The organism is Chitinophaga fulva, from assembly GCF_012927205.1.
Taxonomy (GTDB): Bacteria; Bacteroidota; Bacteroidia; order Chitinophagales; family Chitinophagaceae; genus Chitinophaga; species Chitinophaga fulva.
Map to the genome: position 1 here is coordinate 1081814 of NZ_JABBGC010000003.1, position 13915 is coordinate 1095728.

General features: G+C 48.5%; 13 protein-coding genes. 3 read left to right on the forward strand and 10 right to left on the reverse strand.

The window, feature by feature from the left end; translation table 11 throughout:
* The 5 genes from HHL17_RS27735 to HHL17_RS27755 are packed head-to-tail and all read right to left on the reverse strand — an operon-like array spanning position 1 to position 4342.
* Entirely contained in the window at positions 1–1077 is a 1077-nt protein-coding gene (locus HHL17_RS27735; RefSeq protein ID WP_169228078.1) for a ComEA family DNA-binding protein, read from the reverse strand.
* Between the two features lie 11 nt (positions 1078–1088).
* Positions 1089–2153, reverse strand: a complete 1065-nt coding sequence (locus HHL17_RS27740; protein WP_169228079.1) for a ComEA family DNA-binding protein — start codon at positions 2151–2153, stop codon at positions 1089–1091.
* 1 nt (position 2154) lies between these two features.
* Positions 2155–2367 (reverse strand): DUF2997 domain-containing protein, encoded by a 213-nt coding sequence (locus HHL17_RS33990; RefSeq protein ID WP_394353302.1) that lies wholly within the window; start codon positions 2365–2367, stop codon positions 2155–2157.
* A complete protein-coding gene (locus HHL17_RS27750) occupies positions 2367–2801 on the reverse strand; it encodes a hypothetical protein (protein WP_169228081.1) in 435 nt (144 codons plus the stop codon). The genes HHL17_RS33990 and HHL17_RS27750 overlap by 1 nt, the downstream gene beginning before the upstream one ends.
* Positions 2802–2812: 11 nt before the next feature.
* A complete protein-coding gene (locus tag HHL17_RS27755) occupies positions 2813–4342 on the reverse strand; it encodes an AAA family ATPase (protein ID WP_206156190.1) in 1530 nt (509 codons plus the stop codon).
* Between the two features lie 358 nt (positions 4343–4700).
* Here HHL17_RS27755 and HHL17_RS27760 point away from each other — a divergent pair, with 358 nt between their 5' ends.
* The 3 genes from HHL17_RS27760 to HHL17_RS27770 all read left to right on the forward strand — a co-directional run bounded on the left by HHL17_RS27760 (position 4701) and on the right by HHL17_RS27770 (position 7150).
* The gene (locus HHL17_RS27760) at positions 4701–5264 is read left to right on the forward strand and encodes a TetR/AcrR family transcriptional regulator (protein WP_169228083.1); all 564 of its coding nucleotides are present in this window, start codon (positions 4701–4703) and stop codon (positions 5262–5264) included.
* A 71-nt stretch (positions 5265–5335) separates the two neighbouring features.
* Positions 5336–6208, forward strand: coding sequence for an alpha/beta fold hydrolase (locus tag HHL17_RS27765; RefSeq protein WP_169228084.1), 873 nt, complete (start codon positions 5336–5338; stop codon positions 6206–6208).
* A 12-nt stretch (positions 6209–6220) separates the two neighbouring features.
* On the forward strand, positions 6221–7150 hold the full coding sequence (locus HHL17_RS27770; RefSeq protein ID WP_206156191.1) for an alpha/beta fold hydrolase: 930 nt from the start codon (positions 6221–6223) through the stop codon (positions 7148–7150).
* A gap of 65 nt (positions 7151–7215) precedes the next feature.
* Here the strand turns inward: HHL17_RS27770 and HHL17_RS27775 are convergent, their stop codons facing one another.
* The 5 genes from HHL17_RS27775 to HHL17_RS27795 all read right to left on the reverse strand — a co-directional run bounded on the left by HHL17_RS27775 (position 7216) and on the right by HHL17_RS27795 (position 13905).
* Positions 7216–7425, reverse strand: coding sequence for a heavy-metal-associated domain-containing protein (locus tag HHL17_RS27775; protein ID WP_169228085.1), 210 nt, complete (start codon positions 7423–7425; stop codon positions 7216–7218).
* Positions 7426–7555: 130 nt separating this feature from the next.
* Positions 7556–7837 carry a hypothetical protein gene (locus tag HHL17_RS27780; protein ID WP_169228086.1) on the reverse strand — a complete coding sequence of 94 codons (282 nt, stop codon included), beginning with the start codon at positions 7835–7837 and terminating at the stop codon, positions 7556–7558.
* Between the two features lie 149 nt (positions 7838–7986).
* A complete protein-coding gene (locus HHL17_RS27785; protein ID WP_169228087.1) occupies positions 7987–9417 on the reverse strand; it encodes an MFS transporter in 1431 nt (476 codons plus the stop codon).
* 25 nt (positions 9418–9442) lie between these two features.
* Positions 9443–10777, reverse strand: a complete 1335-nt coding sequence (locus tag HHL17_RS27790; protein ID WP_169228088.1) for a TolC family protein — start codon at positions 10775–10777, stop codon at positions 9443–9445.
* A 17-nt stretch (positions 10778–10794) separates the two neighbouring features.
* Positions 10795–13905: an efflux RND transporter permease subunit gene (locus HHL17_RS27795; RefSeq protein ID WP_169228089.1), complete on the reverse strand. Its 3111-nt coding sequence runs from the start codon at positions 13903–13905 to the stop codon at positions 10795–10797.
* Positions 13906–13915 lie beyond the last annotated feature (10 nt).

Consider the following 13915-nt stretch of genomic DNA (forward strand, 5'->3'; position numbering starts at 1 on the left):
TTAAAATTCTATTCTCCTTCCCTTACCTGTTCCCATGTCTTTTCCTTTATCATCTTTCTTCTCTGGCGCTTCTCTTCTTTCAGGTGCCCTTTGCTGTTGATTACCCGCCATATTTACTTCAAACGACGTGTTCAGCATCAGGTTGCCTGTCTGCTCCTGGCTAAATCCCATTCTTTGTTCCAAATCAAAAACATCAATAAAATACCCGTTCCTTGTCCGCTCGGCTATTATTGCTTTCGCCAGTATCAGGTTGACACCAGGCAATCCTGATAATTCATTCTCACCGGCAGTATTTATATTCACATCAGGAATGACATTATCGTAGGGGATCATGATGGAATTGTATCCGAGGTCGAAACGAGGCGGGTTGATGCGTACAGGCTGATCTTCTGCCGGCGCAAATGCATGCCATCCCAGGGCGATACTGCCAATCAGACTGCATATAAAGCCCAATGCGAATAGCGCATTAAAGGCCATTTCCCTGGCTTTCAGTTTATCATCTATAGCCTCTTTAAAGTACGCACCCATCTGTTTCCTGGTGTACTCCCGCTCCTCCTGGGTTTCACCGAAAGGAATATTACGTATGTTTCTCCCTCTTCTGCCTTCTGTTTCTTTTTCTACCCTGTTCCGGTAAAACACGTAGATATTTCGGTAGGCTCCTTCGTAAAAATACCAGACATCGTTATCAATACTGATTTTCCCGTCCCTTCCTGTTTTAAAAAGATCTTTTACTTCGCTATGCTGCTGTATTAGCTCTTTGGTTACCGTATCCAGCACACTGCGCACTTCACTTGCAAACTTATCCCTGTCGGACATCACGTCAGGCGGCATGTTTGTCGACTCCAGCCTGCGGTAAAAGGCCGGTTCCCATTGTTCATTTAATAGCTTTCGCTGCTTATCAACGTTACTAATACCAATCAATGACCCAATAGTGGCCCCACCCAAAACGATAAAGAGAATTCCCAGACGTCTTCTTTTTTGCACAAAAGACATCACAACACATATGAGTGCATTGAGCAAAGGAATGACGCCTAAAACGAAGCCCAATAATAAACCGCCTAACCGTTTTCCAAACATATATGCTGATGTTAAAATTCAATCACTCTTCCTCCGCCTCTTTTCGGAGCATCGAAATCTACATTGCCCTTTATCCTTTCGGCCTGCTCAAAGGAGAGTTCCAGGCGTTTTTTCAGATCATTTAAATCCATAAAATCACCACCATTCTTTCTCTCTGAAACGATCGTCTTTGCCAATATCCGGTTAATCCCGCGCAACTGCATCAGTTCCTCTTCTTCGGCGATATTTACATTTACCATCACCGGTGCGGCAGTTTCTTGTGGCAATGGCGGTGGGGTGCGCTGTGGTAGCGGCTGCGGCGCTGGTTCGTCTCTTCTCTGTTCCTGCGGCTGACGATCGAAAGACCGGCGCACGCTGTCTTCATTTGCGGTTGTACGGGCGGTGTTTGTAACTGTTGCTTCAGCCGGATTGATAAACAAATTAGCTCCGTTGGCGATACTTCCCACCATACCAATAAAATAGCAAATAAGCAGTACCCCTCCAATCAAACCCGAAACAGCTCCTCCTTCAGCCTCCAGATATAAACCAACAAAACTATCTACGTCACCAGCCAACTGCCGGTCGCCCATCAACTTATTACCGTCGAATGTTACATCATACCTGCCCTGGCCCGTTCCTCCTTTTGTTTTATTCAAATAATCCTCGTAGCAATACTGGCTGATTTTATGAAATGCAGCCTGGGGCTTTTCAGATAAACTGCCATTCCGCGCGTTTTGCAGCTTAAGCTCATGTTTTTTATCCTGTTGTATCAGTTGGTCGGCCGTGTTCTTTAAAACCTGCCGTAAGATCGTTTCCATCTCCACCGAGTCAACCGGCGTGCTGCGTCTCACGATCACCGTTTGCAGGTTTTCCTGAAAAGCAGGCGGAAAAGCTTTTTTAATAGGCTTGTCCTGCTTTGCGACCATATTCGTGGCGATAATCGCCACCAGCATCACACCCGCATTGATCGCATGCACAAGCACCCACTTCTTCTTTTGCAGGCGGTACGCGAAAAATGTGGCGGTCAGGGTATCTATAAATGGGATAACGCCGGTAACAATACCCAGCAGTACGCCCCATAGTCGTTTTAAAGACATACTAGAGATTATTTGAAAGATGTGATCGGTCGTCTGTTTTAACCTCCTGTTCGTAATACTCGGAGGTCAGGGTTTCATTGATGATCTGCCCTTCAATGATTTGTTCCACTAACTTCGTATAGTCCTTACAAGACGAACCTTTAACGCCATTTATTTCGGCGGTCACATTTCCGTCTTTATCTATCGAGATGATCAATTTTCGCTCTGTTGACATCAGCCATTCAAATTAAATGTTAATACAATAGACTGGTTCTTCTGAACGGCTTCCTGTTCCAATACCAGTCCTTTTTCTTCCGCTTTCGCTTTTATGGTATTGTACACGTAGTCCTGCACCATGCCCTTGTATTCGGCCTGTATATCATCCACCAGTGCCCTTACATCTCCGGATTCCACATCATAGAAATACTGTACCTCGTAAAAACCGGAACCATTCATTTGAAACACAAGCTGGCAGCCGTATATCACGGTTTCGAAGACATTCCCTTTACCATTGATCTTCGCCTTGTACAACTTTGTCAGAGTATTTCTGATCAGCCCTTCACTCTTCATATTTGTCTGAATAGAGAAGGCTTCTTTTTTCTGGACTGACTCATTCCATTGGGTTTCTCCCAATGTGATCAGGGGTCTTATATCAAATCTTACGCTCATGGAAACAGATTTTAGAATTCTATGCTGCGGCCGCCTCTGGAAGCCTCTTCATCAGGCTTTTTAGGATCGCTGCTCACAGGTTGATTATTGGGTACTTTATGGCTGACAGAAGTAGCAGATACCGCGCGAACATTCGCCCATTCCCTGATGGCACGGATCTTCTCCGACTGCGTCACTACCAGCGGAACGGTATTTTCAATGGCAGTAATAAAATCTTCCATGACGATAGGCCTGTTTTCAGAGAATGCCTCAAACAGGCCACTGATCACCACCTGTTCAATTTCCGCCCCGGTAAAGCCTTCCGTTCTCTCCACCAATGGATCAATAAAACTGTCATCCAGTTTCAGGTTGCCCAGTACCTCCGGGTGGGTCAGCCGTTTCTTCAGGTGGATATCTATAATGATCTTTCTTTCCGCCCTGGTAGGAAGATCGACAAAAAATATTTCATCAAAACGACCTTTACGCATCAGCTCCGGTGGCAGGAAATCGATATTGTTGGCAGTAGCCACTACAAAGACAAACTTTTCCTTCTCCTGCATCCAGGTGAGGAAAGTACCGAATAAGCGGGTGGCGGTGCCGCTGTCACCCGATGAGCCAACGCCTGAAAACGCCTTCTCTATTTCATCTATCCACAGCACACAGGGCGCCATCGATTCTGCCGTTTGAATAACAGTGCGCATATTACGTTCGCTGCTGCCAACGAGACCGCTGAATACTGCGCCCATGTCTAATCTCAGCAGGGGCACATTCCAGGAAGTGCTGACTGTTTTCGCTGTTAAACTTTTACCACAACCTGGCAAACCAGTGATCAGGACACCACGGGGTGCCGGGATATTATATTTCCTGGCTTGTTCAGACCAGCTGTCGGCCCGTTTTTCCAGCCACTTCTTCAGGTTCTCCAATCCGCCTATGTCTCCCATCTTCAGTTTGGGCATACTGAATTCCAGCAAACCATTGCGGTGAATGATCTGTTTCTTTTCTTCTGCGATGGTGCTGATGTCATGAATATCCAACACCCCGTCATTCACCATCGACAGGGCAAAGGCATTTTCTGCTTCATTAAGGGTAAGTCCACAGGCTGCCTCACATAAGCGGGCCACTGCATTATTGGCATTCAGGTCGAAACGCAGGCGTTGGTTCTGCCTGTTCTGCTCCACCAGGTTGAGTAATACTTTCTGGATTTCATCCGCGGTTGGCAGCGCGAACTCCTTGATAAGTATCTCTTTCTGCAAAGCATCCGGAATAAATTTATCATGACCGGTAATGATCACTGTTTTCAGCCAGTCGCCTTCCTTGATACGCCAAACCAGGTCTTTTAACTTACGGATGATGTTCTGCTCACAGTTGGGGTTGGCCAGTTGTGCATACATGTCTTTTAGGATGAGTACACCGTCTTCCTCCAGTTCGTCCGCGAACTCCAATGCCCGCATAGGTGTTTTCACATCCCCTTTCTCCAGCCTGTTGTTCTTGACATAACCATCCACTACGGTCCATTCCCATACAGGTCTGGGTTTACTAAACAGGGCAGTATCTTGTAACATTGTTTTTACGGTGTCAACAAATCGCTTTTCTTCCCAGGTAACAACATAGATGATAGGGAAACGCGCTTTAATCAGGGCCGCAAGTTCTTTAGTAAAATCAGTAGCAGGCATAATCGGTTTAATTATTTACTCCAGACAATCCATAGGCAAGGATATAGTCATCACCGTTATAGCTTTGAAAAATATCCGGGTAAATATATATTATTTTCTTCCAATTTAAATACCGGGAGGACTTGCGCCAGTCCCTGACGGGTTTTGTCGTTTATCCATCCAGGTGATACCCTTCCCGGCCATATGCCAATAAAAAATTATTTTACCGAACGTTTGGTAATATAAAATATTCGCCTACCTTTGTTCCATGAGACCACAAAAAATAGATGATGCCCGGCTGATAGAAGGACTGATGTCGGTGCTGCAATCCAAAGGATTTGAAGGCGCCAGTCTCAACGACCTGGCCCAGGCCTCTGGCTTGCAAAAGGCAAGTCTCTACCACCGGTTTCCCGGTGGGAAGAACGAGATCGCCATTATGGTGCTCCGTTTTGTATATGAATGGATAAAGGACAACCTGTACCTGGTGCTGACGGAAAAAGGCGTGGCGCCGGCCACTAAACTGCAGCGGGCCGTACAGCATATCAGGCAACTGTACCACAATGGTGATAAGAGCTGTATCCTCAATGCTCTCTCCCTCGATTCCGGACTGGTGGTATTGGGCGATGAAATCGGCAAAGCGATGCAGTTGTGGATAGATGCCTTCACCGCCCTCGGCGTTGAACAAGGCTTTACAGCCGCGCAGGCCAAGGCCAAAGCCAGACAGTCACTTATCCTTGTGCAGGGAAGCCTCGTGCTGGCCAGGGGATTGGGCGATCCATCCCATTTTCATAAGGCCCTCACCGATCTGAAACTGCTTTTCGTCAACGAGTAAATATTTTTTTCTTCATAATTTTACCGAACGTTCGGTAATAAACATAATCATCATCATAAAATCCAAGTAAAATGAACACCGTAAGACATAATATCACCTTCGTTAATGGAATCGAGATCTTCTACAGAGAAGCTGGCCAGCCAGGTAAACCAGCCCTGGTATTATTACATGGCTACCCCACCTCGTCCCATATGTACCGCAACCTGATGCAGCAGCTTGCCGCCGACTACCACCTGATCGCTCCAGACTACCCAGGTTTCGGCAGAAGCGCCCAGCCACATATGGCCGACTTCAACTACTCCTTCGACAGCTTTGCCAATATTGTACAGGGACTGCTGGACCAGCTGGGCCTTAACCGCTACAGCCTTTACCTGATGGATTACGGCGCACCGGTAGGATTCCGCATCGCCACCGCCCATCCTGAAAAAATCGATACCCTGATCGTACAAAACGGTTGCGCCTACGATGAAGGACTGGAACAATTCTGGGACCCTATCAAAGAATACTGGAAAGACAAAAACAATAAAGTGGCAGAACGTACACTGGAAGGGTTTCACAGCATCGACGGCCTGAAATGGCAATACATCCATGGCGTATCCGACACCGCTCTCGTAAGTCCGGATAACTGGGAACATGACCTGCGCCACCTCTCATGCCCCGGTAATGACCGCATACAGCTCCAGCTCTTCCACGACTACCAGCATAACGTGACCTTGTACCCTCAATGGCAGGAATACTTCCGCACACACCATCCTGAAATGCTGATCGTATACGGTAAAAACGATTATATATTCCCGGTAGCCGGTGCCGAAGCTTACAGGAAAGACGTAAAGAACCTGCAATATCACCTGTTCGACACTGGTCACTTTGCGCTGGAAACACATGGGGACGAAATTGCAGCTACCATCAAAACATTCCTCCAGCAAAAAGTTTCCCGTCAGTAAACACCTCATCACATGAAACGCCCACTATTCTTTTTAATCCTGATTTTTATGATCAATACAGCCACCGCCGCCACCAAAGAGCCATCACCCGTCTACCACAGGACCATTAACGTGGACGGCATCAATATCTTTTACCGTGAAGCCGGCGATCCCACCAAACCTACGCTCCTGCTGCTGCATGGATTTCCATCCTCTTCACACAATTTCAGGACGCTCATCCCGCTGCTGAAAAATGATTTTCACATACTGGCGCCTGACTACCCGGGCTTCGGATTCAGTGATATGCCGCCTATGTCTGAATTTGATTATACCTTCGACAACTACTCCCGTTACATCGAGAAATTCCTTTCCCTGAAAGGCGTGAAAAAATGCAGCATGTATCTGTTCGACTATGGCGCGCCGGTAGGCTTGCGGATCATCCAGCGCAATCCCGCTATCCTGGAACACCTGATCGTACAAAACGGGAATATCTACGCAGAAGGCCTGAGTGACATCCTGAAGAGCTACCGGAAAAATATCGATGAAAACACGGAAGCTTCCCGTGCGCTGGTCTACAAGGCATTCGAACTGGAATACACGAAGTTCGAATACCTGCACGGCGTCAGCGATCCTACAAAAGTATCACCGGAAAGTTACCAGCTCGATCAACTGCTGATGGACAGGCCCGGTAATAAAGAGATCCAATACAAACTGAAATACGATTACCGGTTCAACATTGCGGAATATCCCAAATGGCAACAAACCTTACGTCAGTTGGCCCCCAGTGTGCTGATCGTTTGGGGAGAAAATGACCCGGTGTTTCTGAAGCCCGGCGCCCTGGCTTTCAAAAAGGACATCCCGGCCACTGAAATGCATTTCTATCCTACCGGTCACTTTGCACTGGAAGAGTACGTGGTGGAGATAGCGGAACGGATAAGGGTATTTTTAAAAGCTCAACAATGATTCGAAAAACATAGAAAAGGCTGCCTTTTAAGGCAGCCTTTTCTATGTTCGCTATGTTGTAATAACTATTGTTCGTTGAGATGAACCCTGTAACCTGCTTTTTCAATCGCAGTAAAAACGGTTTCCTGTAAGTCATCTGAAGCCAGCGTCACTGTTACGGTACCAGGACCTATATGTTGAATACCTGCTCCTTCTACAGCTTCGATTGCTTTTGTAACGGTAGCCTGGCAGTGTGCACTTTTCATCGTTGGTACATTGAATATTTGATTTTTCATGGTAGTAATTTTATTTGTTATTGATACCACAAATTTCAATAAAGCTGTCCGGATGGCTGTTACAAGATTTCACAGATGTTTTACAAGATTTTGTTTTTCATTCATTTCTCCAACAACAAGCAATAAGGGTTTAGTTAATTCCATTCTTACGTTTGAAGTCTTCTCGTACCTCTTTTGCTTCTATTTCTGATAAATTACGAATAAACCTCGTTTCGATATCGGCACCTATAGTATAGACTTCCTGGATTTCTATATGCCCATCTGCATATTCATAAAAACCCTGGCCTTCAGGTAATTTATCTGACAAGATCAGAAATGGCAGATTCCTCATGAAATTGCGCGTCCTAATCTGCTCTATTGTAGCGGCAAATTTCTTTTTCTGGAGGGCCATTTCTTGTTCTAAGGCTGTCATCAATGATTTATTAAAATTCAAAAACCACAATAAAATTAGCCAAAAGTACCTACACGACCAACCCAATATTCTCAATAAACATAATAATCAAATGCCTTATAAAACATTGAGTTTACAAAATCATTATGAGCACAATATCCCGCCTACATCTACCCTTGCGGCGCCTTTTTAATCGCCACAGCCGCTATCACAGCTCCTGCCAAACTCACTACTGCCGCCGCCAGAAACGCTGTCTGAAAACCACCGTTCAAAGCCTCCACATCAGCCAGTCCATCACTTTTCAAAACACTTGTTTTAGCGGAAGATATCGCCACAATAACGGCAAGGCCTAATGCAGAACCTATCTGATAACTGGTATTGACTAAACCCGAAGCCAGTCCGGATTCTTCCGGCCGCGCTCCTGAAATGGACGCCACTGTCCCGGGAATATAAGCCAGCGACATACCGATAGCGCCTAACAAGGAAGCCGGCAACACATGTATCATAAAGCTACCATTGACAGGCGCGATACTGAAAAGCAACAGGGAAAGCGTCAGCGCCAATAAACCGGCAACGAGATTAGGTTTGATACCAAACCTGCCCATCAGTTTACCGGTAATGATAACCATAAACAACATAATGGTAATGGTCATCGGCAATAATGCCAGGCCACTGTTGAACGCCGGAAAATGAAGGACCTGTTGCAGGTACAGGTTCAGGAAAAACCATAATGGAATCCAGGCTGCCGCCATCAGCGCCATGACCAGGTTGCCCGCAGAGAGATTGAACGCTTTAAAAATCGATAACGGCATCAAAGGCTCTTTCCTGCTTTTCTGCAATGCGACAAAAGCTATTAACAACACCACCGATAACAACAACAAGCCCCATGTTTGAATAGATTGCCAGCCTGCACTTTCCGCCGCCACGATGACATATACCATCAGTACAAACGCCGCGGTGGCCAGCATGGCGCCTCCCAGGTCGATACTTCCTTTACGATGTTTTCCTTTCAACAGCAGCGAAGGACTCAGCGCGAGCACCACCAGACCAATAGGGATATTAATAAGGAATACCCAATGCCAGGAAAGCCACTGTGTGATCGCCCCGCCGAGGAATACGCCGGCAGAACCGCCAGCCGCTGCGGAGGCTCCCCAGAAACCGAGCGCTTTGTTCAGCTCTTTCGGATCGGTGAATTTCGTTAGCACCAAAGTAAGTGCTGACGGGGCTATCAATGCAGAACCCAATCCCTGCAACGCCCTGCCAACATTCAACGATGCTTCGGACCAGGCTACACCCGCCAGCAATGACGCTGCGGAGAGAATAACAAAACCCCACATAAATATTTTGCGGGCGCCGAACAAGTCGGACAGTCTTCCACCAAGCAGCAGAAAGCCACCGAAGAAAATGACGTAGGCGTTGAAGATCCATTGCAAGCCCGACTGTGAATAACCAAGATCGCTTTTAATGGCAGGCAGCGCCACGCCTATGATGGAGGTATCCATGATCACCATGAACTCCGCCATGCAGAGCACAAAAAGGGCGGCCCATCGCTTGCGGTAAGGCGCGGCCTGTATCGGTACAACGACTGTTTCTGAAATCATATGTTTAATTTTTTTGAGTGCGTTATTAAAGTTGCAGCAGTCCCTGTGCGCGGCGGAGCCGGACGTGGACCACCTTATGGAGATAAATCGCCTGGAGGTGATTCAGTTTTGCCTGTGTGAGCGCCAGTTCAGCATCTGTCAATTCCAATCTGGTACTAAGGCCGTTCCGGTAGCGGTCATCCATCATAGCGTAACTGATCTCTGCCAGTTCAACGGTCCTTTGCTGTATGCGCAGCTGCTCATTGGCTTCCTTCCATTGCGACAGCAGCGCGGCCAGTTCTGATCTGACCGACTGTTCCAGGTCTTCCTGCCCGATGCTTTCCTGTTTCTTCCGGATTTCAGCCTGACTGACTTTTGCTTTAATCCGGCTACCACTGAATATAGGCATGGCTATCTGTACACCCACGAAAGAGGTGGGCGGCCATATATACTGGCCAAACTTGTAGTTGTCGGCCTGCGCCTGCAGCTGGTACTGCCCTACAGCGGTTATCTGTGGCAGCCTTTCCGCTTTGGCCTCAGCAATTTCCAGCCCGCTCCTTTCCGTCGATAGCTTTTGTACGGCCATATCATTTCGTCGTTGTACGGCAGTCGCCATAGCGCTGTTCAGCTCATAAGCACCTTCAACAGGTAGTTCCGGGGCCAGAGTGTCAGACAGTTCAATAGGGATGGCATCATCCATACCGATCAGCCTTTTCAGTTGTATACCTGCTACTTCCAGGTTATTATGAAGATAGGAGATCGATGACCGCAGGTTCTCCACCGCTATAAAAGCCCGGAGTGTGTCCTGCTTCAGGCTGCGGCCCTGCGCGAACAGGGAACGGGTGTCTTTCAGCGCTTTTTCGTTGCGGACAAGGCTTTGCTGGTGAAGGGCTATCTGCGACTGCATCAGCAACATATCAAAATAGGCGATGGATATCTCCGTGCCCAGGCTGCCTCTCAGATCAGCCGTCTTCTCCCGCTGGATCCTTTCGTCATATATCGTAGCCTTTGCCTGACGCCGCGCACTTTCGTTGAGCAGCGGTTGACTGGCGGCAACAACGCCATTGAAAGCATTTTTGCCACCCACAGCTACATCTTGTACCGGCTTCGTTGTACCGGCAAAAGAACCGGGCAGAAAGATGACCTGCCGGTCGAAATACCGCTGGTAACCGCCACTTGCGGCTACATTGGGTAAAAGCCGGCTCTTTGTTTCCCAGGTGACTTCTTTGCGGTGTGCTTCTTCCAGCACCTGTATCTGTAACTGCCGGTTGCCGGTTGCGGCCGTCGACAATGCTTCGGCAAGGCTTATCTTTTTGGCTGTCTGCGCGCTGCCATGGAGGGCTACGAGCAACAGCGGTATCATGAGATTACTTCGTTTCATTGCTTTGTTTTTTTAGATCAACCGGCATATTCCGTTTCTGCTGCGGATAAAACCACGTCCGGCTCTTCTTCTGCTATCTTGCGGCTTTTGCTGCCGGACAGGTAGGAATACACAGCCGGAATGATGAACAGTGTGAGGATGCCGGCGAAGATCAGTCCACCGGCAATGACGATCCCGAGCGACTGACGGCTGTTGTTCGTCATCGCGATCGGCAGGGCGCCGAATATCATCGCCAGAGAGGTCATCAATATGGGCCGGAAACGCTGCTCTGCGGCCTGAATGGCGGCATCGAATTTTGAAAGTCCCGTATCTTTCAGGTGGTTGGCGAATTCCACGATAAGAATCCCGTTTTTGGTGATCAGTCCCACCAGGGTGATAATACCAATCTGGCTGAACACGTTCAGGCTCTGACTGAACCAGTCGAGGCTCAACAACGCGCCCATTACCGCCACAGGCACGGTCAGCATAATGATCAGCGGATCGCGCAGGCTTTCAAACTGCGCGGCGAGGATCATGTAAATAAGCAGCAGCGCCAGTATCAGCGTAAAGGCAATGTTGCCCTGACTCTCTTCATAATCCCTCGATTGTCCTGCCAGCGAAGTTTTGAAATTAGCGCCCAGCACTTCCTGCTGAATACGTTTCATCTCATCAATACCTTCTGCAAGGCTTATCCCCGGCGCTAATCCGGCTGATACAGTAGCGGAGGTATACTGGTCATAACGATAGATAGAAGCGGGACTGATGCTCTCTTTGATAGACACGAGGTTGTCCAGCGAAATCATTTCACCGCCTGCGGACCGAACATAGATCGTTTTGAGATCACTGATCTTACTTCTGTTTTCCCGCTCCAGCTGACCGATGACTTCATACTGGCGATCGTTGCGCAGGAAGTAACCATAACGTTGACCCGACAACGAAAGTTGAAGCGCCCTCGCCACCTCCTGTATGGATACGCCCATCAGGGCTGCCTTCTGCCGGTCGATGCTGATTTGCAGCTCCGGTTTATTGATTTTCAGGTCAGCATCCACGAACATCAGTTTGCTGCTCTGTCGTGCCGCCTGCAGGAATTTGTTCAATGCTGCGGAAACAGTGTCCAGCGTAGGCCCCTGCAATACAAACTGCAACGGCATACCGCCACCGTAGCGTGTGCCGATGGTAGGCGGCAAATAAGGAAACAGCAGCATGCCTCTGAAGTTACCGGATGCGGCCGCATACTGATTATACAGCTGCTGAGCTGTTACCTTACGTTCTTTGGGTTCTTTCAGGTAGATACTCTGCACCGCAAAACTGGTAGGCGCCGGTGCAGGGATAAACGAAACCGCCACCATGGAGTAGGTCTGGTACAGCCCTTCCGTGGAATCATTGACATACCGGCCTACTTCGGTCATGTGTTTTTTCATATAGTCGAAGGATACGCCTTCCGGTGCTATCGCAATCAGGCTCATATTAGAGCGGTCTTCCACAGGTGCCAGCTCGGAAGGCAGTTTCTTCCCGACAGACCAGATCACTACACCACCGCCCAGGAGAAACACCCAGGCCATCCAGCGCACCTTCATGAAACGTTTCAACAAATGTGCATAACCGTTATTGAGGCGCACAAAAAAGGGTTCTGTTTTTCGTTGGAACCAGTTGGGCCTTTCTTGTTTCTTTAACAGGTAAGCACTCAGCATAGGCGACAACGTTAGTGCCACAAACGCCGATACCAGCACCGATCCGGACACCACGATGGCAAACTCTTTGAACAATTGTCCGCTGATACCACCCATGAACACAATAGGCAGGAATACAGCCGCCAGTGTAATGGTAGTGGAAATAACAGCGAAGTATATTTCTTTGGAACCTTTAAAAGCCGCCTGTACAGGCGTCATTCCTTCTTCTACTTTTTTGTAGATGTTTTCCAGTACTACGATAGCATCGTCTACCACCAGTCCGATAGCGAGCACCAGTCCCAGCAGCGTCAGTACGTTGATGGAAAAACCGGCTATGTACATGATGAAGAACGCTGAGAGGATCGATACCGGAATGGCCAGCACCGGGATGATGGTAGAGCGCCAGTCTCTCAGGAAGAGGAAGATGATCAGCACTACCAGTCCGAACGCAATGAAAAGTGTTTCCTCTACTTCCTTGATAGACTCTCTCACCGGTTTTGTAAAATCGAAACCAACGATCAGCCGGTAGTCTTTGGGGATCTCGTTACGGAGTTGTTCAAGGCGCCGGTAGAATTCATCCACCACTTCGATGGCGTTGGCGCCACGTTGTATCTGAATGGCAATACCTATGCCTACGCGGTTGGCGTTGTCCGTTTCATTGATAATGGCAGTACGTTCATTGAGCTCTCCCAGTTCTGCAAAGCCAATGTCTTTCAGGCGGACCACTGAAGCGCCCGACTGCTTGATGATCATTTCATTGAACTCCGCCGCGGTGGTGAGCCGTCCCATTGTGCGGACGCTCAGTTCCGTTGTGCTGCCTTCAATCTTTCCGGAAGGGAGGTCCATGTTCTCACGGAGCAGCGCCATCCGGATATCTTCCGGCGTGAGCCGGTAGGCTGCCAGTTTTACGGGATCGAAACGCAGGCGCATCGCGTATTTATGCTCGCCTACCACCGCCACCCGGTTGATGCCCGGGATAGACTGCATACGGTCTTTGATAACGGTAGCCGCGAGGTGACTGACCTCTTTGATGTCTTTGGTATCACTTTCCACTTCGAGGAAAGCCACGAGATTATCCGCTGAACTGGCTTTCTCCACGATAGGCGGATCTACGTCGGCCGGCAGCTGGTTGCGGGATTTCGCCACCTTATCTCGCACATCGTTCAGGGCATCTTCCAGGTCCACATCGCGGTTAAATTCCACGGAAATAACGCTGGCCTGCTCTCTGGATTCAGAGGAGATAGTGCGCACCCCACCTGCTTCCGCCAGCGATTCCTCTATCGGCCGCGTGATCTTGGAAGCGATTACATCTGGACTGGCGCCGGGATAGAAAGTGACGACAGAAATAACTGGTGCTTCCGTCAGCGGGAACTCACGGATGCCCAGGTTCTTCCATCCTACCAGTCCCATGATGATGATCAGGACGGAGAATACACCTCCCAGGACCGGCTTTTTTATGCTTAGTGTTGGTAAGTTCATGATCGTAAAT